This is a genomic window from Actinospica acidithermotolerans (assembly GCF_018139625.1).
Taxonomy (GTDB): domain Bacteria; phylum Actinomycetota; class Actinomycetes; order Streptomycetales; family Catenulisporaceae; genus Actinospica; species Actinospica acidithermotolerans.
This window is the reverse complement of record NZ_JAGSOH010000082.1, coordinates 1-18,980: the sequence shown is the minus strand read 5'-3', so window position 1 is coordinate 18,980 and position 18,980 is coordinate 1. Positions and strand designations below refer to the sequence as shown.

The 18,980-nt window shown below is 72.0% G+C and carries 15 protein-coding genes and 2 tRNA genes; 7 read left to right on the top strand and 10 right to left on the bottom strand.

Annotation, left to right across the window (positions count from 1 at the left end):
* The first annotated feature begins 2 nt into the window (after positions 1 to 2).
* Positions 3 to 74: transfer RNA gene (locus tag KDK95_RS23710), tRNA-Gly, on the top strand.
* 76 nt (positions 75 to 150) lie between these two features.
* A tRNA-Val gene (locus tag KDK95_RS23705) sits at positions 151 to 222 on the top strand.
* A 16-nt stretch (positions 223 to 238) separates the two neighbouring features.
* On the opposite strand, the gene KDK95_RS23700 is transcribed toward KDK95_RS23705, so the two are convergent.
* The 3 genes from KDK95_RS23700 to KDK95_RS23690 all read right to left on the bottom strand — a co-directional run bounded on the left by KDK95_RS23700 (position 239) and on the right by KDK95_RS23690 (position 2,891).
* A complete protein-coding gene (locus KDK95_RS23700) occupies positions 239 to 1,174 on the bottom strand; it encodes an alpha/beta hydrolase (protein ID WP_212520471.1) in 936 nt (311 codons plus the stop codon).
* A gap of 110 nt (positions 1,175 to 1,284) precedes the next feature.
* Entirely contained in the window at positions 1,285 to 1,746 is a 462-nt protein-coding gene (locus KDK95_RS23695; protein WP_212520470.1) for a cupin domain-containing protein, read from the bottom strand.
* Between the two features lie 17 nt (positions 1,747 to 1,763).
* Entirely contained in the window at positions 1,764 to 2,891 is a 1,128-nt protein-coding gene (locus KDK95_RS23690) for a glycosyltransferase (RefSeq protein ID WP_212520469.1), read from the bottom strand.
* Positions 2,892 to 3,041: 150 nt separating this feature from the next.
* Between KDK95_RS23690 and KDK95_RS23685 the strand changes: the two genes are divergently transcribed.
* The gene (locus KDK95_RS23685; protein WP_212520468.1) at positions 3,042 to 4,028 is read left to right on the top strand and encodes a helix-turn-helix transcriptional regulator; all 987 of its coding nucleotides are present in this window, start codon (positions 3,042 to 3,044) and stop codon (positions 4,026 to 4,028) included.
* A gap of 16 nt (positions 4,029 to 4,044) precedes the next feature.
* On the opposite strand, the gene KDK95_RS23680 is transcribed toward KDK95_RS23685, so the two are convergent.
* Positions 4,045 to 4,356: a hypothetical protein gene (locus tag KDK95_RS23680; RefSeq protein ID WP_212520467.1), complete on the bottom strand. Its 312-nt coding sequence runs from the start codon at positions 4,354 to 4,356 to the stop codon at positions 4,045 to 4,047.
* Positions 4,357 to 4,593: 237 nt separating this feature from the next.
* Here KDK95_RS23680 and KDK95_RS37115 point away from each other — a divergent pair, with 237 nt between their 5' ends.
* Entirely contained in the window at positions 4,594 to 6,390 is a 1,797-nt protein-coding gene (locus KDK95_RS37115) for a potassium channel family protein (protein ID WP_307844598.1), read from the top strand.
* Here the strand turns inward: KDK95_RS37115 and KDK95_RS23670 are convergent.
* From KDK95_RS23670 to KDK95_RS23660, 3 genes are all read right to left on the bottom strand, one after another.
* Positions 6,362 to 7,366 carry an undecaprenyl-diphosphate phosphatase gene (locus KDK95_RS23670; protein ID WP_372463379.1) on the bottom strand — a complete coding sequence of 335 codons (1,005 nt, stop codon included), beginning with the start codon at positions 7,364 to 7,366 and terminating at the stop codon, positions 6,362 to 6,364. The two genes, KDK95_RS37115 and KDK95_RS23670, sit on opposite strands and share 29 nt — an antisense overlap.
* Before the next feature lie 102 nt (positions 7,367 to 7,468).
* On the bottom strand, positions 7,469 to 7,903 hold the full coding sequence (locus KDK95_RS23665) for a CBS domain-containing protein (RefSeq protein ID WP_212520464.1): 435 nt from the start codon (positions 7,901 to 7,903) through the stop codon (positions 7,469 to 7,471).
* Between the two features lie 71 nt (positions 7,904 to 7,974).
* Complete coding sequence (locus KDK95_RS23660; RefSeq protein ID WP_212520463.1) at positions 7,975 to 8,841, bottom strand: LysR family transcriptional regulator; 867 nt, start codon at positions 8,839 to 8,841, stop codon at positions 7,975 to 7,977.
* A gap of 70 nt (positions 8,842 to 8,911) precedes the next feature.
* Between KDK95_RS23660 and KDK95_RS23655 the strand changes: the two genes are divergently transcribed.
* Positions 8,912 to 9,229, top strand: a complete 318-nt coding sequence (locus KDK95_RS23655; RefSeq protein ID WP_212520462.1) for a hypothetical protein — start codon at positions 8,912 to 8,914, stop codon at positions 9,227 to 9,229.
* A 96-nt stretch (positions 9,230 to 9,325) separates the two neighbouring features.
* Here the strand turns inward: KDK95_RS23655 and KDK95_RS23650 are convergent, their stop codons facing one another.
* Positions 9,326 to 12,457 (bottom strand): sacsin N-terminal ATP-binding-like domain-containing protein, encoded by a 3,132-nt coding sequence (locus tag KDK95_RS23650; protein WP_212520461.1) that lies wholly within the window; start codon positions 12,455 to 12,457, stop codon positions 9,326 to 9,328.
* 92 nt (positions 12,458 to 12,549) lie between these two features.
* Positions 12,550 to 13,794, bottom strand: coding sequence for a hypothetical protein (locus KDK95_RS23645; RefSeq protein ID WP_212520460.1), 1,245 nt, complete (start codon positions 13,792 to 13,794; stop codon positions 12,550 to 12,552).
* A 215-nt stretch (positions 13,795 to 14,009) separates the two neighbouring features.
* On the opposite strand from KDK95_RS23645, the gene KDK95_RS23640 reads away from it, so the two are divergent.
* On the top strand, positions 14,010 to 15,020 hold the full coding sequence (locus KDK95_RS23640; RefSeq protein ID WP_372463377.1) for a zinc-dependent alcohol dehydrogenase: 1,011 nt from the start codon (positions 14,010 to 14,012) through the stop codon (positions 15,018 to 15,020).
* A 139-nt stretch (positions 15,021 to 15,159) separates the two neighbouring features.
* On the opposite strand, the gene KDK95_RS23635 is transcribed toward KDK95_RS23640, so the two are convergent.
* Positions 15,160 to 15,771: a suppressor of fused domain protein gene (locus tag KDK95_RS23635; RefSeq protein WP_212520458.1), complete on the bottom strand. Its 612-nt coding sequence runs from the start codon at positions 15,769 to 15,771 to the stop codon at positions 15,160 to 15,162.
* 289 nt (positions 15,772 to 16,060) lie between these two features.
* On the opposite strand from KDK95_RS23635, the gene KDK95_RS23630 reads away from it, so the two are divergent.
* A partial coding sequence (locus KDK95_RS23630; RefSeq protein WP_307844594.1) for a bifunctional nitrate reductase/sulfite reductase flavoprotein subunit alpha occupies positions 16,061 to 18,980 on the top strand: 2,920 nt, incomplete at its 3' end.

Sequence of the window (18,980 nt, the reverse complement as noted above, 5' to 3'; positions counted from 1 at the left end):
ACGCGGACGTGGCTCAGTGGTAGAGCATCACCTTGCCAAGGTGAGGGTCGCGGGTTCAAATCCCGTCGTCCGCTCGAGAGGTACCGAACGAATGCAGCGCCCACACCGGAAGTCTCGGTAGGGGCGCTGTGTACGGTAAGGCCTCGTCCCGGACGATTAGCTCAGCGGGAGAGCGCTTCCCTGACACGGAAGAGGTCACTGGTTCAATCCCAGTATCGTCCACTCGATTCAATGCAGGTCAGGCCGCCGATTCCTCGGTGGCCTCTTCTGTTTCCGGGCCATCGGCCACCAAACCGCGCTGGATGAACGCCGCTGCGGCGGTCAGTGCGTGGTCGGCGTCGTCGAGGAGGGCGGCGAAGGACTGGAAGACGTGCGGGACGCCGGGCCAGACCTGCAGCTCGACGGCGACGTCGTGCCACGCGGCGTGGGCGGCGAGGCGGACGGCGTCGTCGAGCAGGATCTCGTGGGAGCCGACCTGGATCAGCAGCGGCGGCAGTCCGGTGAGGTCGGCGAGGATCGGGCTGGCCAGCGGGGTGGCGGGGTCGCGGTCGCCGAGGTAGTCGCGTGCCCGGGTGCGCAGGGCTTCGGGGGTGAGCGCCGGGTCGAGGGCGGCCTTGCCGGTGGCGCTGGCTCCCGAGACGGTCAGGTCGGCCCACGGGGAGAAGACCGCGGCCGAGGCGGGTTGCGGCAGCCCGGCGTCCTTGAGGGCGACGAGGGCTGCCACGGCGAGGCCGCCGCCCGCGGACTCGCCGACGAAGGCGATGCGTGAGGCGGGCACGCCTCGGCCGAGCAGCGCGCGGTAGGCGGCGACGGCGTCGTCCACGGCCGCGGGGAACGGGTGCTCGGGGGCGAGACGGTAGTCGACGGATATGGCACGTGCTCCGACGCGGCGGGCGACGTCCGCGGCCAGGCCGACGGAATCGGGCGCGGATCCGAGGGCGTACGCGCCGCCGTGGAAGTAGAGGATCGCGGCCGACGGATCGAGGTTCGGGGTCTCGACGATCACGACGGGCACGCCGCCCAATTCGTCCTGCTTGGCTGAGACGTCGTCAGGCAGCGGGATGGAAGCGATCATCTCGTGGAAGATCGCGCGCTGCTCGGCTATGTCGCCGCCGACGTCGAGCGGGCCGTGCCGGAGGAGTTCGTCAAGGGCCTGGCGCTGCTGCCGCGTCATGGCGTCTGCCTTTCCGTGGATGGGGATGGCTCGGGCGTTCTCGCTGGTCACGGATGACTTAGCGCGGTGGCGGTCACGAACGACTTAGCGCGGCGGCGGTCACGGACGGCTTAGCGCGGTGGCCCGACGATGACGTTGCCGTATTTCTCCGCGATGGCGGGGTTGGGGACGATCTCGAAGCCGTCCGGCCGCGGGGCGGCCTTGTCGCGGCCGGTCTCGCGGAACATGCCCTCGATCCCGGCCGGGGTGTTGATCATCAGCAGGTCGGCCCTCTTCGACGTGATCCGGTAGCCGTGCGGGATCTCGCGCGGCAGGTAGACGATGCCGCCCTCGGACAGCTCGTACTCCCGATCGTCGCACCAGACCAGCGCGGTGCCCTTGATCAGCAGGAACACCTCGTCCTCGCGGGTGTGCACGTGATACGGCGGCGCCTCCCCCTCGGCGACGTCGAAGCGCCCGATCATCAGCTGCCCCTGAGTGGCTTTGCCGTCGAGCAGCATCGCGAGGGTGCCGCCGTCCAGCCATTCGAGTTGTTGCTGCTGCTCGGGTTGTGCGAGATAGGCCATGCTCATGGTCTGCTCCATTCATGTCAGTCGATAGCGGCGGCCAGTTCGGCGGCCACCTCGGTCGCAGACTTCATGGCCCTGATTTCGGCGGCCACACATTGCGCGGCCTCCTTGTAGTCGGGCGTCTCGAGGACGGACACGATCGCCTCGGCGACGTCGTCGGGCTTGAATTCGCCGACCGGGAAGGCGATCCCGGCGCCCGCCGCCGCGGCACGGCCGGCGTGCACGGGCTGGTCGGCGGCAAGAGGAGTCAGGACCAGGGGAAGCCCGTGGGCGAGCGCGCCGAGGATCGTACCCGCGCCGCCCACCGTCACCACGGCGTCGACGTCGCCGAGCAGCCGGGCCAGCGGCGTGAAGCCCACGAATTCGACCCGGTCGGAGTCGATGTCGAACTCCTCGGCGGTACGCATCGGGCCGAGGGTGACGCGGATATCGAAGTCGCGGGTCAGCAGCGCCTGGACTATCGGGGTGATGAGCTCGGGGATGACGAAGAGCGTGCCGAAGTTCACCAGCACCCGCGGCCTGATCCGGCTCCGATCGGGTGCGGGGACGGCGCCGCCGCCGGTGTAGGCCTCCGGGCGCAGGGCCCGCCGCGTGGCCGGGGCGTGGAAGTCGTCGAACTGCAGGGCGGCCGGGCAGGTGTCCAGATACCAGCGGGCCTCGTGCGGCGTCAGACCGCGCTCGGCGTGGCTCGCCGCGGATCGGGCCTCGGTGGCCGCCAGGCTCTCCGGACGCACGGCGGGGCCGAGCGCGATCACCGCGTACGGAACCTCCAATGCGCTGGCCACAAGCCGGCCGACGTACTCCATCGCGTCCACGACGATCAGATCCGGCTCGAACTCGCGCGCGGCTGCCAGGCAGTCCTCGTAGCCGAGGTCGATGCGCGCTCCGGCGAAGATCTCCGCCTCGATCTCGATGCTCGGCGGGGCGGCGAGGATGTCGACGCCGGTGGTGCGCTTGAGCTCGACCGCGAGCTCTGGGACCTCGGGCCCCACGGCCAGCAGCGCGATCCCCTCCGCCTCGAGCAGCGGTCCGAGCGACGCGGCGGCGACGAACGCCACCTGCTCGCCCCGCTCGCGCATCGCCCGGGTCAGCGGCAACTGGGGAATGACGTGGCCGAAGCCGGGGCAGGCGAAGAACAGAACACGCATCGCTAGTCCAGGTCTTTCTCGATCGGGATCATGTGGGTGGTCGACGTCACGACGACGATAGTGATCACCTCGCCCCGGGGTATTGGACGCGGGCGCCGCCGGAATGGGACTTGCGCGACCGAGTCGGCACGCTGGCGGTAGCGTGGGCTCGTGGTTCGAAGCGGCGGCACGGACTCCGGGGACACCGCTCAGCGGCCCTTGGTCGAGATCACCGTGCCCTATGCGCACGAGCGGCGGAACGAACTGCTCATCAGCCAGTGGCGACGCCAGGCGGGCAGCCTCCTGCCGACGCCCCCGCTGAGACTGCCGCCGCACGGCACGGGTGACTACAGGCTGCGCCTTCAGAGACTGAGCTTCCACGACGTCTTCATCGAGAACCAGTACAGCGACGCCCTCCTCGGCAGCACCGGGACCGCGCACGGCCACCTCGCGGACCACGTCATCGCCCACTTCAACTTCGCCGGCCGGATGACCTACGCCTCCGAGCGCGCGACCGTCACCACCCGCCCCGGCGAACTGTGCACCCGCAGGAACGGCGCGGCCTGGAAATTCGAGGTCGGCCGGGGAACGCACGCGGTCACCCTCGCCCTGCCCGCCGGCACCATCCGCTTCCCCTCCAACGGCCCGATCCTGGCCGGCGAACAGGACACCGCGGCCGCGCGCCTTCTGCTGGCCCATCTGCGCGCCTGTACGGAGGTCGGCGAAGGGGCTCCACTCGGCAACGCGGCCCGCAACGCGGCCCGCAACGCCGCCGTCGAACTGCTCCAGGGCATGCTCGACGACCAGGTCATCGACGATCCACACCTGTTCCCCACGCTCGCGAAGGCGGCGCGCGACCTCGTCGAGAGCCGCCTGACGGACCCCGACCTCGACCCCCGCGCCATCGCCGACGCCCTGCACGTGTCCGTCCGCACCCTGCACCGCGCCTTCGCCGACCAGCAGACCTCGATCATGGAGCACGTCCGGCAGCGGCGCCTCGAACGCGCCCGAGCCGACCTGCTCTCCACCACGTGGACCGTCGCAGAGGTCGCCGCCCGCTGGCACTTCCACGACAGCAGCCACTTCATCAGAGCCCACAAGAGGCGATACGGCGAAACCCCGACCGCCCTGCGGCGACGGGCACGGGCATCGGCCTAGGCGGCCCGGAGTCGCCTCAGGCGGAGAACGGCGAAGCCGCCGATTCGGGCATCCGGCCGGTTGTGATCTCGATGCCGGACAGGGCGTCGGCGAACGCGGCGAACTCGGGGATGTTCGCGGCGTCGGCGTTGGCCGCGTCGGCGGCGGTGCGGGTGCGGTAGATCCAGACGTCCGTCCAGGTCCCGAACTCGTTCTGGCTCAGGACGGGGGCGTCGATCAGGTCGGGGTGGGCGGCCCTGACCGCGCTGAGAGCCGCCGCGCGGAGCTCGACGAGATCGGCGGCGGTCAGATCCGAGCGGTAGCGCACGAATTCCACGAAGTACGACACGGGAGCAGCGTAGTTGCCGGCGAAGAAGGATTAGGTCTCGGTGCACTGACGGGTCGGAGCCCCACCGAGGACGTCGCCGGCGCGGCTCGGACATACGCGTGGCTCGGACATACGCGTCGCTCGGACATACGCGCGGCTCGGACATACGCGCGGCTCGGACATACGCGGGGGAACGAGGGCTGATTCGGCGACGTCGATTCCGTCCCAGCCGCGATCGCTGCACTACGATCGAGGATCGTGGCGAATCCTGGCGGGGGCGGCGCACATCCTGGAGACGACGAGGGCTCCGGTATATCTGCCGAGAGGCGGCGTGGCGACCATTACATCGTCTGCGGGGCCAACACACTCGCGCACCGCTTGGTCGTGGAGCTGGCCGAGCAGTACGAGGTGCCGGTGGTCGCCATCGTGCCGAGCCGCGATGCCGACCACGCGCCGCAGATCGTAAAGCTCCTCGGGGACGGCGGCGTCGTCGTCTCGCCGACGATCACCGAGGAGGCGCTGAGCGCCGCCGACGCGGCGAGGGCGCGCGGGATCGCGCTCGTGGACGGCGACGACCAGGGCAACATCCACACCGCGCTGCGCGTCCAGGCCCTGAACGAGGACATCCGCGTCGTGCTGCGGATCTACAACCAGCGGCTCGGCGGGCACATCGAGCGGCTGCTGAAGAACTGCTCGGTGCTCTCCCGGTCCGCCACCGCCGCGCCCGCGTTCGTCAACGCGGCGCTGCGCCGGCCCAACTCGGTCCGGGTCGGCGACCAGGCGGTGAGCCTCGAGATCGAGGAGCGCCCCGAGCGCGAGGACTTCCTGTGCACGATCGCCGACCGCATCGACCGGCAGGACCTGACGCGCATGCGGATGCTGCCGGACTCCCCCGGACCCGCCGCCGTCTGGATCGGCCGGACCGAGCGGCAGGAGGTCGTCGAGCCGGGCAGCCGGGCCGTGCTGCGGTTCGTGGACGAGGAGCCGAGCCCGACCTTCACGCGGCGGTCCAGGGTGCTGTGGCGGCTGATCGACATGATCCGGTACTTCACCGGCGTGCAGCTGCGGCTGGTGCTGCTCGGCTCGGTCATCACGGTCATCGTCTCGTTCGCGCTGATCTGGGCCCTGGCACGGCCGTTCGCGTGGGCGGTGTACGAGACGCTGCTCGACCTCGCCGGCTCCGCGGTGCCGGACGTCTACGGCCAGCCGAGCTCGGCCGGGGTCGGCGGAGCGTGGCAGCGCGTCGCGCAGGTCGCCGTCACGCTCAGCGGCGTCCCGCTGATGGCCGTCGTGACGGCGATCCTCGTGGAGAACACCGCCTCCCGGCGCCGCGCGGCGCCGCGCCAGCCGAGCGGCGGCATCCGCAGCCACATCGTCGTCATCGGCCTGGGCAACGTCGGCACCCGTGTCGCGACCCTGATCCACGACCTCGGCATCCCGGTCGTCTGCATCGAACGGGACGACAACGCGCGCGGCATCCTCGCGATCCAGTCCCTCGACATCCCGGTCCTGACCGGAGAGGCGCCGCTCGAACACCATCTGCGGCAGGCGCGCGTGCACCGCAGCCGCGCGGTGCTCGCCCTGACCGGCGACGACGCGGCCAACCTCGAGGCGTGCCTGGAGGCGCGGGCCATCGCGCCCGACGTGCGCATTGTCCTGCGCCTGTTCGACGACGACTTCGCGGCGCACCTCTACCGCTCCTTCGCGAACGCCGCCTCGCGCTCGGTGTCGTACCTCGCCGCCCCCGCGTTCGCCGCCGCGCTGATGGGCCGCGAGGTGCTGGGCACGCTCTCGGTCCACCGGCACGTGGTACTCGTCGCGGAGTTCGTCGTCGAGGAGGGCTCGGACCTGGTCGGGCGGACATTGCGCGACATCGACGTCCCGGGTGAGATCCGGGTGATCGCGGTGCGCTCACCCGCCGCGCGCGACTACCTCTGGCGCCCCGACCACGGCCGCCACATCGGCGCCGGGGACAGGTACGTGCTGCTCGCGACGCGCTCGGGCCTGGGCAGCCACACCAGCCGGGTCAGCTCGCTGCGAACCACACAGTGCTGATGCCGCCGGCGATCAGGCAGTAGTAGGCGAACGGCGTGAGCGTGCGCGTGGTGAAGTACCTGGTCAGGAACCGGACCGAGAGGTAGGCGGCGAGGCCGGCGACGAGGAATCCGGTGACGACCTGGCCGTGGATGTGCGCGCCAGCGGGACCGGCCAGGCTCGGCAGCTTGAGCACGCCGGCGGCGAAGATCACCGGCGTGGCCAGCAGGAACGAGAACTTCGCGGCGTCCTCATGGCTCAGGCCGCGCAGCAGCCCCGCGGCCATCGAGACGCCGGAGCGGCTGATGCCGGCGAACAGGGCGAAGGTCTGGAAGAAGCCGATGACAGCCGCCTCGCCGTAGCCGAGGGCGTCCAGGCGGCGGGATCCCGCGCGCGGGGAAGCCGCGGCGGCCCCGGGCAGCGCGGGGGACGGGGCTTCGGCGTGCAGCCCGGACGCGCCGGACACGGCTCCGACCAGTTCACGCTCCTGCGTGTGCTCGACCGGAACCGACTCGGCCGCGACGGGGACGGCTTCCGCGCGCTTGCGCAGCCGCTCGGCCCCGAACAGAATCAGACCATTGACGGTGAGGAAGATCGAGGCGGCGAGGGGCTTGGCGAACAGCGTGCGGAACGTGTGCTCGAGCGCGATGCCGGTCAGGCCCACGGGGATCGTCGCGATCACCAGCAGCCACGCCAGGCGCTCCGTCGACGTGGCGATCCTGCGCGTGCGCAGAGTATCGAACAGGGCGCCGATGATGCGCACCCAGTCCCGCCAGAAGAACGCGAGCAGCGCGAGCGCGGTGGCCACGTGCAGCGCCACGATGAAGGCGAGGTACGGCGAGTCGCCGGAGTCCTTCGCGGAGTTCTCCGTCACCAGGTGCTCCCAGGACCCGCCGATCCAGGCCGGCACCAGCACCGAGTGGCCGAGGCTGGAGATCGGGAAGAGTTCGGTGACGCCTTGGAGAAGGCCGATGACGACAGCCTGCAGGTAGCTGATATCCACGAGCCGGGACACTACTACAGCCTTGTAGATCTCAAACGGCGGCGCGGCCGGTGTTCACCCATTGCTCCAGAAGCATTCATCCGTCCGCGCGGTCGGTCAGTCGCGCTCGGGGTGCCAGGCGGAGCCGGTGCGGGGCACGCCGTGGTACGGCAGCGGCACGTCGACGGCGGCGCGGGCGATGTCCCGGAGGCTGACGACGCCGAGGATGTGCCGGGTGACGTCGTCGAGCACGGGGAGGGCGTCGAGGTCGCGGTCGACAAGCCGCTGGGCGCAGATCTGGATGCTGTCGGAGGGCGAGAGCGCGACGCCGGTGATGACGGCGTGGCGGGGTGAGTCGGGCCGGTGCATCAGGTCACGGGCCGTCAGCTCGGCGAACTCGGGCGGCTCGGCGAACGAGGGCGCTGAGGCGAGCTCGGCGGTCGGGTCCGGCTCCGGCGCGGCGAGGGAGTAGGCGCCCGTGTCCGTGTCGGCGAAAGTGTCGACATGGACGTGGGCTTCGGCTTCGGCTTCGAGGAGCTGGGTCGTCGTCATGAGCTTCATCCTGCGTGGAAGGCGCTCGGCGCGGCAGGGACCATGGTCCTGGCTCGGTACCGCCGACCGTCCTACGGCACCGGGGACGGACGTGTCGCAGTGAGGGCGGCCGCCACGAACGCCGCGACGAGCGGTCGGCGGTCGTGCTCGTTCCAGGCGATCACGAGGTGGCTGGGCGGCGCGTCGCTGACGGTGAGGCAGACGACTCCCGGCGCGACCGGCGGGACGAGCGAGCGCGGGAGCACGCCGATCATCCGGTTCGCCGTGATCATGTGCAGCATCTGGACGACGTCGGCGACCTCGGGGCCGGTGCCCGCGCCTTCGTCCTTGGACGTGCCCTTCCAGACCGGCATCGTCTCGCCCTCCAGGTCGGCCATGTGCACGGAGGCGAGCCCGGTCAGCCGGTGACCGCTCGGAACGATGACGACACGGTCCTCGGTGTACAGCCGCTCGTGCGCGAGACCGTCGAGGGGATCGAAGGGCGCGTAGAGCAGGCCGACGTCGGCCCGGCCGTCGAGCAGGAAGTCTGCTCGGTCGGCGGGGCCGCTGAAGAGGATGTCGACGTGCCGGGCGTCGCGTTGCTCGGCGTACGCGGCGAGGATGCCGGACAGCAGGCCGCCGTCGCCGCCCGGCTTGAGCACGAGCCTCAGGTGCCGGGCCTGCCCCGCCCCGCCGGCCTCCTGTGCGTGGCGGACGGCGGCGCCGACGGCGTTGAGCGCGTGCCTGCCGTGCTCCCGCAACGCCGCGCCGGCCGGAGTGAGCTCGACGTGCCGGCTGGAGCGGACGAACAGCGCGACGCCGAGCCGGGACTCGATCCGCCGGATCGCCTTCGACAGCGCGGGCTGGGCGATCGAGAGGCGCACGGCGGCGCGGCCGAAGTGCAGCTCGTCCGCGACCGTGAGGAAGTACTCCAGCTCGCGCGTTTCCAGCGTATTCATGCCTCCAGGTTATCGCCGATGATCGAAAGGGTCTTGGACAGCGGCGACCTGCCGCGCCGAGAATTGCAGCATGATCAACCACACGATGATTGTCTCCTTCGAGCAGCCCGTCCCGGATGCGGAGCTCGATCAATACCTCGCGGATCTCGAACGCGTCATCGTCGAGAGCGGCGTCGTCCGGTCCTTCGCCGCGGGCCGGCACATCGCCGTCCCCGGCGAGGAGCAGATCCCGGCGCTGATCGCGACCGTGATCGTGCAGATCGCCGTCGCCGACACGGAGGCGCTGGGGAAGGCCTTCGCCGCGCCCGGGATCGGCGAGGTCATCGAGCACTGGCAGGCGCGGCACCCGTACAAGGTCGGCTGGGCGAACCACGAACCGCTGGGGTGAGCGGACGGAGCATGACCGGGGGCCCGGCCGCACGCGGCGGCCAGGCCCCTTCCGTCAGCGCTTCCTACTCGTAAAGTGTCTGACTCGTAACGCGCCCTACTCGTAGTACGTCTCCTCGGTCAGTTCGACGGAGCGCTCCGGTTCCGCGAGCAGCGCGGCGATGAGGTGCCGGCGGTCCCAGCGGCCGGAGACCCAGGCCAGGGCGCGGGCCATGCCGTCGAACGTCGAGGCGTGCGGCACTCCGTCGATGACGCGCCAGGCGACCTCGAAGGCGTCGTCCAGGATCAGCTCGTCGTGCTCGATGTACGTGTCCGGGCATGCTGGCAGCAACGCTCTGATCTCGTCGGGCACGGACTGCTCCTGGCCCTCCGAGGTGACGGCGCCGGGAATCGCCTCGGAGACGAGGTCGAGGTCGAGCAGGTCGGCCAGCGGGGCGGCCGCGTGCGCCGGAACGACGATGTATGCGCGGCCGTCGAGCAGCGGCATCAGGTCGGGCGCGTCGATCACGACCACCTCGCCCGCGTCGATGACCACGGGCTCGCCGTCCTGCCAGGCACGCAGCTCTCCCGGCGGGTTCACCCGGTCGGCCGGTACCTCGCTCAGCGCGGTGTAGAGCGCGGTGAGCTGGGTCGGACCGACCGGGCGCGCGGGGTCGGCGAGCCGGTCGAGCAGTTCGTCCGGGCCGCCCGGCGCGGCGAGCAGCGCGGCGAGCGTGGTGCGCACGCCGAGCCGGAGCAGGAACCCGGGATCCTTGCCGTGCTCGGGCGCCGGATCGTAGAGGCCTGCGAGCAGCCCGCCGGGCGCGGCACTCGTCGCGAGGTCGGCGGGCCGCCGGCCGTCGAGCACCGGATGCCGGCTGAGCCACCACGACGTGTACGAGGGCAGATCCAGCGACGAACCGTCCTGCGACAGCACCCTGGCAGGCCGCGAGACGGCGGCGCGCAGGGCCGGGGTCTCGGCGATCAGGTCGAGTCCGCGATCCCAGCGGGTGACGAGCTCCAGATCGCGCACGGCGGCGAACTCGTCGGCGACGGGGGCGAACGCGTCGTGGCCGGAGCCGTCGATCGCGGTCCTGGCGTGCGCGATCCACTCCGCGATGCCGTCGAGGTCGACGAGGTCGTCGTCCAGGGTGTCGATGTCGAGCAGCACGCTCTGCGCGCGTACGACGGTGAGCGTATCGAGGACGCCGACCGCGCGCAGCGTGGCCTCCCCCCAGCGCTGTACGAAGTCCTCGTCGACGGTGCCGTACGCCTCGGGGTCGACGACTTCGGCGAGCGGCGAGCCGGGCAGCAGCAGTTCGCGGGCCGGCAGGTGGCCACCGCGGTCGTCGGGCAGCTGCAGGTCGCCGAGGTCGAAGCGTTCGTGCGGGCCGGGATCGGCGGCGCGGACCAGACCGAGCACGGCGCCGGCGAGCCGGTCCGGGGTGAGGCTCTCGGCGGCGTCGAGATCGTGCGTGTGCGACAGCGGATCGTGGGCGCCGGCGATCGCGGCACGCAGCGAGGGCTCTTCGAGCAGCACGCGCGGATACGCGGGCCGGGCGCCGAGCCGTTCGAGGAGCGAGGACGCGCCGCTGCCGCCGTGGGCAAGCGTGCCCGGGTGCACGATCCGGAGCCCGAGCGGCCTGAGAGCGGCGCTCACGGACGCGTCGAGTTCGGCCACCGGAAGCAGGCTGCCGCGGGCGCCGCGCACGGTCCGGCCGTCGGCGAGCGGGACCGGCAGGGCGGCCAGCGTCTCGCCGGTGTCGGGGTCCTGACCGAAGACGCCGTACAGGGCGGCGTAGAGCGCACCCCACCACGCCGGATCCCGATCCAGGTTGGAGAGGGTCTCGGCCAGCTCGACCGGGCCGAGACGGCGGATGCCGAGCGCGGTACCCGCTGCCTGGTCCCGCTCCCACCCGGCAGGCAGCAGGCCGGGCAGCGCCTCGCGCACGGCCTCCACGAGCGCGGCATCGCAGGGGTCGAGCACGACCGCGTCGCGCGGCCGCAGCGGCGCCGGATCCGCGTTCGCGGCGGGCAGGAACGCGGCCTCGGGCAGCAGGGCGGCGATCCGGCCGCGCAGGCCGCCGTCGATCGCCCCCTCCCCCATCGGTCCCGGCACCAGCCGCAGCAGCGCCGGGGTACGGGTCGGCCAAGCCGTGACCAGCTGCGCGTACGCTTGGGCGGCGCGATCGAGCAGGTACTCGGCAAGCGGGCCGGGGGCGACCCGGCGGCGGGTGACCTCCAGCGGCAGCGAGGCGATCAGCAGCGCGGGCAGGCCCAGCGGCTCGTCGGTCGGCGTCGGGGCGTGCAGCACGGGTGCGGTGCGCAGCCGCTGCGGGCCGCCGTCCGCGTCCACCGGCACGGCCCACGTCAGCGACCACCAGGGCCGGTCGCGCTCCTCGACCGGCCGGTCTGCGAGCAGGGCCGGGGCGAGTTCGCCGCGCGCCTCGGCCAGCCGCCAGCGCGTCGTGCGCGACCCGTCGGCCACCACGCACTCGCCGCGCACGCCGCGATCGGCGGTCAGCGTCCGGATATCGCCGTCGAACTCGACGACCACCTCGGAAAGCTGCGGCAGGGCGAGCAGTATCGTGTCATCGAGCCCTGTCAGGAGTCCGCGCACGAGCACCGCCGCGGCCTCGTCACGCAGCGGCAGCTCGACCACCGTGTCGTATCCCCACGGCGGCGTTCCCTCGGCGGGGTACGGGAGCCGCAGCACCGGAACGCGCCCGCCGCGCCGCGTCACCTCGGCGGCCAGCTCGGGGTTCTGTTCGGCCGCCCGGTTCACGTCGGCCCGCGCGTCGGTGAGCGAGAAACGGACGCCGCCGCCGCCCGAAAACACCGCGGGCGCGTCGCTCACGGCCAGCACCGCCGCGAACCCGACGCCGAACCGCCCGACCGGCACCGCCGCGCCGGGCTCCCCTCCATGGCCCTCATCGCGTTTGGCTGAGGCACGCAGGGTGGAGAGCCCGAGAACGCCGCCCGCGTCCAGCGGGACCCCGGTGTTCGCGGCGCGCAGCACCGGCTCCCCGGCAGCGCCCGCCGCCAGCGTGAACCGCAGCCGCCCCGGAACCCCGGCCCGCGCGGCCGCGTCCGCCGCGTTCTGCGCCAACTCGACGAGCACCCGGTCCCGGTAGCCGCCGAGGACCAGGTCCTCCTCGAGGTTCGCGTCCTCCCGGAAGCGCACCGGCGCCGCCGTCCACGAACCCAGCACACGCTCGCGGATCGCCGCGGTCTCGAACTGGTCAGTCACCGAGAATTCCCTCTGCCCGACAGCAACGACGACAGGCAGGCTACCGTCCGCGAGGACGGCGGCGAGGCCAGGCAACGGGACGCGACCCCGGTTCACGCCTCCCGGTCGGCGAAACCGCTGGTGGCGCCCTCGTCGATCATCGTGATGAGCTTCAGCGTCGCGGCGTGCGCGCCCTGCTCCGCGGCCAGTTCGTGTGCCTCGACGGCGAGATCGCGGGCGACGTCCATGGCGCCGCGCTGGGCGTGAAGCGTGGCGAGGGTGTCGAGGGCTGCCGCTAGGGTGAAACGCATGTCGGGCATGCTGCTGCTCGATGCCACGGCAGCGTCCTGGACGGCGCCGCGGGCGTATTCGACGGCTTCCTGCGCGACCGGGAGGCCGGCCTCGGAGTCACCGCGCTTCGCCAGCTGCCAAGCGTAGCCGTTGAGGCTTGTCGCGAAGACCGCACGCAGCTTGGCGTCGCGGCCGCTGACGTCGCCCAACGCGCGGAACCGGTCGACCGCGAAGGCGTAGAGCGTCGTGCTGGGATCGGCGAGGCCGAGGCGGTCGAACTTCAAGCCGCCCGCCACGGCGATCCTGGCGACGTCCAGACCCTGCTGCTCGCTCAAGTCGTCGGCCCCGACATTCTCGAACAGCGCGACGCATCGGTCGACGAGCTCGGTCGCGAGCCGCGGGTCCCCGGCCTGCGCCGCCCTCGGCGCCAGTTCGTGCACGAATGCCAGGGCCTCCTGCACGGCCTTGAATCCCGCTCTCGGCAGGCCGCCGATCCCCGGCAGGCGATCGACGAGCTGCCGGACGAGCCGAAAGGCCTCGTCGGTCTCGCCGCGGTCGAATCGCAGCGTGATGAGTTTCCTGGTCCAGATCAGCCACACCGCCGTCCGCCGGGCAGCGCCCGGCAGGGCGGCCAGGATGTCGACCGACTCCTCGAAGACCTCGGCACGCCGTTCGTCGTCGGCGTCCACGGCTTCGAGCGCCTGGATCCGCAGTCCGAGGAGCAGGGAGATCTGCGACCGCGCGTCGAGGGCCTTGGCCTCCCAGGCTCCGAAAAGCCGCAGTGCTCGATCACAGGCGGAGGGCACCTCGTCGTAGCGTTCCGCGCGGTCCAGCGCGATCGCGCGCAGCGTCTCCACCTCGGCGAGTTCGGCGCTGGCCAGGCTCCGCGCCGTCAAAGCGTCCTTCTGCCAGTACTCGACGAGCCCGTCGAGCAGCGCCAGCGCCCCGCCGGTGTCGGCCTGGCGCAGCGCTTGAGCGGCCCGGCCGCGCGTCCGGACGGCGGATGCGGCCGACTCGGAGCGGCGCGGCTCGCTGTGCCGCAGCCCGCCTGAACGCTTGAAAATCACGCCGATGGTAATAGCAGCCGCCGCACACTGCGCGCAATGCCCTGATGGCCCCGGCGCCGACCGCGCCCACTCCGCCTGGAGCGGCCGGGGACGGTTGACGACGCGCCGCTGCGGACGGGAGCCTGAGCAAGGACATGGCGGGCGGGTCCTTGCGGGCCCGCACCGCCCACGTGAGCCCGCGCAGACGAAGGAGTCTCCCCGTGACCGCCACCACCATGCGAGCAGTCGTCGTCCCCGAACTGGGCGCGAAGCTGGAGGTCCGCGAGATGCCGGTGCCGACGCCGGGTCCCGGGCAGGTGCTGGTGCGGATGGAGACCTCGGGGGTGTGCCACACGGACATCCACGCCGCGCACGGCGACTGGGCCGCGAAGCCGAGCACGCCGTACATCCCCGGCCACGAGGGCATCGGCATCGTCGAGGCGCTCGGCCCGGGAGCCGACGCGCACCGGATCGGCGAGCGGGTGGCCATCGCGTGGCTCGGCTCGGCATGCGGGACCTGCTCGTACTGCCTCTCCGGCTGGGAGACGCTGTGCACGAAGCAGAAGAACAGCGGCTTCTCGGTCGACGGCACGTACGCCGAGTACGCGGTGGCCGACGACCGGTACGTCGTCTCGGTTCCGGACGGGGTCACTCCGTTCGAGGCCGCACCGCTGACCTGCGCCGGGCTGACGACGTTCAAGGCGGTGAAGGTCTCCCGGCTGCGCCCGGCCGAGACCGCCGTGATCTTCGGCATCGGCGGCCTCGGCCACCTCGCCCTGCAGTACGCCAAGATCGCCGGCGGCCGGGTGATCGCGGTGGACATCGAGGACTCGAAGCTCGAGCTCGCCGCCCGCCTCGGCGCGGACGAGGTCGTCGACGGCCGCGCGGGCGACGCCGCCAAGGCGATCCGCCGGCTCGGCGGCGCCGACGTGGCCATCGCGCTCGCCACCTCGCCGCGCGCCTTCGAGCAGGCCTACGGCTCGCTGCGCCGCGGCGGGCGGCTGGTCTGCGTCGCGCTGCCCGCCGACGGCACGATGAGCGTCCCGATCTTCGACACCGTGATCAGCGGCAAGTCGATCATCGGATCGATCGTCGGCACCCGCCAGGACCTCGCCGAGGTCTTCGCCCTGCACGCCGCGGGACGCACCGAGGTGATCGCCGAGTCCCGCAGCCTCGACCAGGTCAACGAGTGCTTCGACGAGGTCGTCGGCGGCCGCGTCCCGGCGAGGCTCGTCTTCGAGTTCTAAGCTCGTCCGACCTCGAGCCGCTCCGCCGCCGCGGCGCCGGCCGCCGGTCCCGTCCGCGACGACACGCCGCTCTACCGCGTCGTCATCCGCGTCGTCGGAGGAACCCCCGGTCCGTGCTGCCGCCGCGGCGCCGGCCGGGCTACTTCGCCCGGGCCGGATCCGTGATCAGCAGCGGGTTGCCCTCGGCGAGGTCCTCGAGGACGGCGGCCGTGCTGGTGTCCTTCATCCGCGCGAGCTCGTCGGCCGTGATGCCGACGACCTGAAGCAGCGCGAACGCGCCGTTCGGGCTGTCGATCAGCTCGGGCAGCTCGGTGTCGCGGGTGATCGCGAGGGCGGTCAGGGCGGTGCCGTCCTCGCCGGTGATCGGCCGGCGCACGTCGATGCGGTGCCCGACCTCGTAGACGGACCCGCCCTGATTCGTCGTCTTCGCGAGCTGCTCCAGCAGGTTGAAGGGCCACTGCGGCGGCTTGTCCTCGCCGGCCTCGGCCGGCGCGCGCAGGGTGAACTCGTAGCCCCAGCCGCTGATCTCCGGGTCCGCCTCCTCGCTCTTGTCCCACAGCTCGGTCAGCCCGTAGGTGACGTAATGCCAGTGGTCGGCGGCCCGGTACGCCGAGCAGCCCTGCAGCCCGCTGCCGGCGGCGAGGCCAGGGATGTAGCCGACGTGCACGGGTTCGATCCCGCCGTAGAGCTCGTCGAAGACGGCGTCGATCGCGTCCCAGCCGGACGCTTCAGGCTCCAGATCGTTGGACATGCCGGTGATCCTCCCAGGCCCGCGATCTCCGGACAAATCGCACGCGCGGGGAGCGTCCGAACGGGTCAGCCGGGAGGGCACGGCGCCGGGCGGCGAGGGTCCGGGACCGGCGGTGCCGGCGGAGGTGTGCGGGGCGCGCAACATCCGCCGGGCCGCCGACGTGCGCATCCTCTCCGCGGCCGCCACCGAGTTGTGCGTGAGGCGAAACATCCGGTGCGGCCCCGCGTGACCTCGGTGTCACGGCTGTTTCTTACGGTCGACGTTGATCTCTTCACACAGAGGGAGCGACGTGACTCAGGTTCGGACCGTGTGCTCGTACTGCGGGGTCGGCTGCGGGCTCGTGCTCGACATCGAGACGGGACCCGACGGGAAGCGGAGCGTGCGCAAGGCCTCCGGCGACAAGGCGCACCCGGCGAACTTCGGCAAACTCTGCACGAAGGGCGCGACCACGGCGGAGATGCTGGCCGCGCCGGGCCGGCTGACGACGGCGCTGGTGCGCGCGGGCCGCGGCGCCGAGCCCTCGGCCGTCGCCCTGGACGCGGCGATCGCGCAGACGGCCGCCAGGCTGCGCGCGATCATCGACGAGCACGGCCCCGACTCCTTCGCGCTCTACGTCTCCGGCCAGATGAGCCTGGAGGCGCAGTACCTGGCGAACAAGCTGGCCAAGGGCTACATCCGGACCAATCAGATCGAGTCGAACTCGCGGCTGTGCATGGCCAGCGCCGGGACCGGCTACAAGCTCTCGCTCGGCGCGGACGGGCCGCCCGGCTCCTACGAGGACTTCGAGAAGGCGGACGTCTTCCTGGTCACCGGCTCGAACATGGCCGAGTGCCACCCGATCCTGTTCCTGCGGATGATGGAGCGGGTCAGGGCGGGCGCGAAGCTGATCGTCGTCGACCCCCGGCGCAGCGCCACGGCGGAGAAGGCCGACCTGTTCCTGCAGATCAAGCCTGGTGCGGACCTCGCGCTGCTGAACGGCCTGCTGCACCTGCTCGTCGAGAACGGCCACACCGACCCGGACTTCATCGCCGCGCACACGGAGGGCTGGGAGGCGATGCCGGAGTTCCTGGCCGACTACCCGCCCGCCGCCGTCGCCGAGCTCACCGGCATCCCCGAGCAGGACATCCGCACGGCGGCGAGGTGGATCGGCGAGGCCGGCGCCTGGATGTCCTGCTGGACGATGGGGCTCAACCAGTCCACGCACGGCACCTGGAACACGAACGCCCTGGTCAACCTGCACCTGGCCACGGGCGCGATCTGCCGTCCGGGCAGCGGCCCGTTCTCGCTGACCGGCCAGCCGAACGCGATGGGCGGCCGCGAGATGGGCTACATGGGCCCCGGGCTGCCCGGCCAGCGCAGCGTCCTGGCGGCGGACGACCGCGCGTTCATCGAAGAGCTCTGGGACCTGCCGGCCGGCACGGTGCGCGAGGACGGCGTCGGCAAGGGCACGATCGAGATGTTCGAGCAGATGGCGGCGGGGGCGATCAAGGCCTGCTGGATCATCTGCACCAACCCCGTCGCTTCGGTCGCGAACCGCAAGACGGTGATCGCCGGCCTCGAGGCGGCGGAGTTCGTCGTCACGCAGGACGTCTTCGCCGACACCGAGACCAACGGATACGCCGACGTGGTCCTGCCCGGCGCGCTGTGGACCGAGGCCGAGGGCGTGTTGATCAACAGTGAACGGAACCTCACACTCGCCCGGCCCGCGGTGGACGCTCCCGGCGACGCGACGCCCGACTGGCTGATCATCGCCAAGGTCGCACGGGCGATGGGCTACGCGGAGGCCTTCGACTACGCGAGCGCCGAAGAAGTCTTCGAGGAGATCAAGCGCGCACGTAACGAGAAGACCGGCTACGACCTGACCGGCGCCTCGTACGACCGGCTGCGCGAGACCCCCGTCCAGTGGCCCGCGGCGCCCGGCGGCCCCGACCGCAACCCGATCCGCTACCTCGACGCCGACGGAAGGCCGAGGTTCCCGACTCCGTCCGGCCGCGGAGTCTTCTTCCCCCGCCCGCACCTGCCCGCGCGGGAGATGCCGGACGACGACTACCCGTTCGTCCTCAACACCGGCCGCCTCCAGCACCAGTGGCACACGCTCACCAAGACCGGCAAGGTCGGGAAGCTCAACAAGCTCAACCCGGGCCCGTTCATCGAGATCCACCCCCAGGACGCCGCCGGCCTCGGCCTCGCCGACGGCGACCCGGTCGAGGTCGCCTCGCGCCGCGGCCGCGCCGTGCTCCCGGCGGTTCTGACGGATCGGGTGCGGCGGGGTTGCGCCTTCGCACCCTTCCACTGGAACGATCTGTTCGGCGAATACCTCAGCGTCAACGCCGTGACCAGCGACGCCGTGGACCCGCTCTCCTTCCAGCCGGAGTTCAAGGTCTGCGCGGTCTCGCTGACCAGGTCCGCCATCCCGGTGGTCGTCTCCGCACCGAAGAGCGAGGGGGTCGTGGACGTGGCGAACGCCGCCTCACCCGACGACTCGCTCGCCGCCGCCCTCGGCATCGCCGACCCCCGGCCGCCCGCGTTCGAAGAACACGAACGGCGCTACCTCGCAGGCTTCCTGGCCGGCATCGGCGAGAACCCGGCGGGAGTTCCCGTCCTCCCGGCCTCCGCGCCGCTGCACCCCGAGCGCAAGGCGTGGGTCGACGGGCTCCTGGCCGGCCGCTTCTCCCGCGCCGCCGCCGTCGTCGCGTACGCGCAGGCGGCGCCTTTGGGCTCAGCCTCGGTCGCGGGGCGCCGCCGCATCACAGTGCTCTGGGCCTCCCAGACCGGCAACGCCGAGGAGTTCGCCTCCATCGCCGCGCAGCGGCTGAAGGCCGCCGGCCACGACGTGACCGTGCTCGGCATGGACGAGATCGACCCCGCCGCCCTCCCCGCCGACGCCGACACCCTGCTGATCACCAGCACCTTCGGTGACGGCGACGCGCCCGACAACGGCAGCGGCTTCTGGGAGGCCCTGGCCGGCACCGACGCCCGGCTGGAGAAGCTGCGCTACTCGGTCCTGGCGTTCGGCGACTCCTCCTACAACGACTTCTGCGGCCACGGCCGCAGGCTGGACCGGCGCCTGGAAGAGCTGGGCGCCACCCGGATCTCCCCCCGCACCGACTGCGAGCCCGACTTCGAGACCGCGGCCACAGCGTGGCTCGACCAGGTGGTCGCGTCGCTGACCGACGAGTCCCCCGCCGCCCTCCTGCCGCCGTCCGCCC

Bases quoted from the DNA above. Each gene is read 5' to 3' on its own strand.
- KDK95_RS23700 (WP_212520471.1), bottom strand. From the start codon at position 1,174: ATGACGCGGCAGCAGCGCCAGGCCCTTGACGAACTCCTCCGGCACGGC.
- KDK95_RS23695 (WP_212520470.1), bottom strand. From the start codon at position 1,746: ATGAGCATGGCCTATCTCGCACAACCCGAGCAGCAGCAACAACTCGAA.
- KDK95_RS23690 (WP_212520469.1), bottom strand. From the start codon at position 2,891: ATGCGTGTTCTGTTCTTCGCCTGCCCCGGCTTCGGCCACGTCATTCCC.
- KDK95_RS23665 (WP_212520464.1), bottom strand. From the start codon at position 7,903: ATGACGACGACCCAGCTCCTCGAAGCCGAAGCCGAAGCCCACGTCCAT.
- KDK95_RS23660 (WP_212520463.1), bottom strand. From the start codon at position 8,841: ATGAATACGCTGGAAACGCGCGAGCTGGAGTACTTCCTCACGGTCGCG.
- KDK95_RS23655 (WP_212520462.1), top strand. From the start codon at position 8,912: ATGATCAACCACACGATGATTGTCTCCTTCGAGCAGCCCGTCCCGGAT.
- KDK95_RS23640 (WP_372463377.1), top strand. From the start codon at position 14,010: ATGCGAGCAGTCGTCGTCCCCGAACTGGGCGCGAAGCTGGAGGTCCGC.
- KDK95_RS23635 (WP_212520458.1), bottom strand. From the start codon at position 15,771: ATGTCCAACGATCTGGAGCCTGAAGCGTCCGGCTGGGACGCGATCGAC.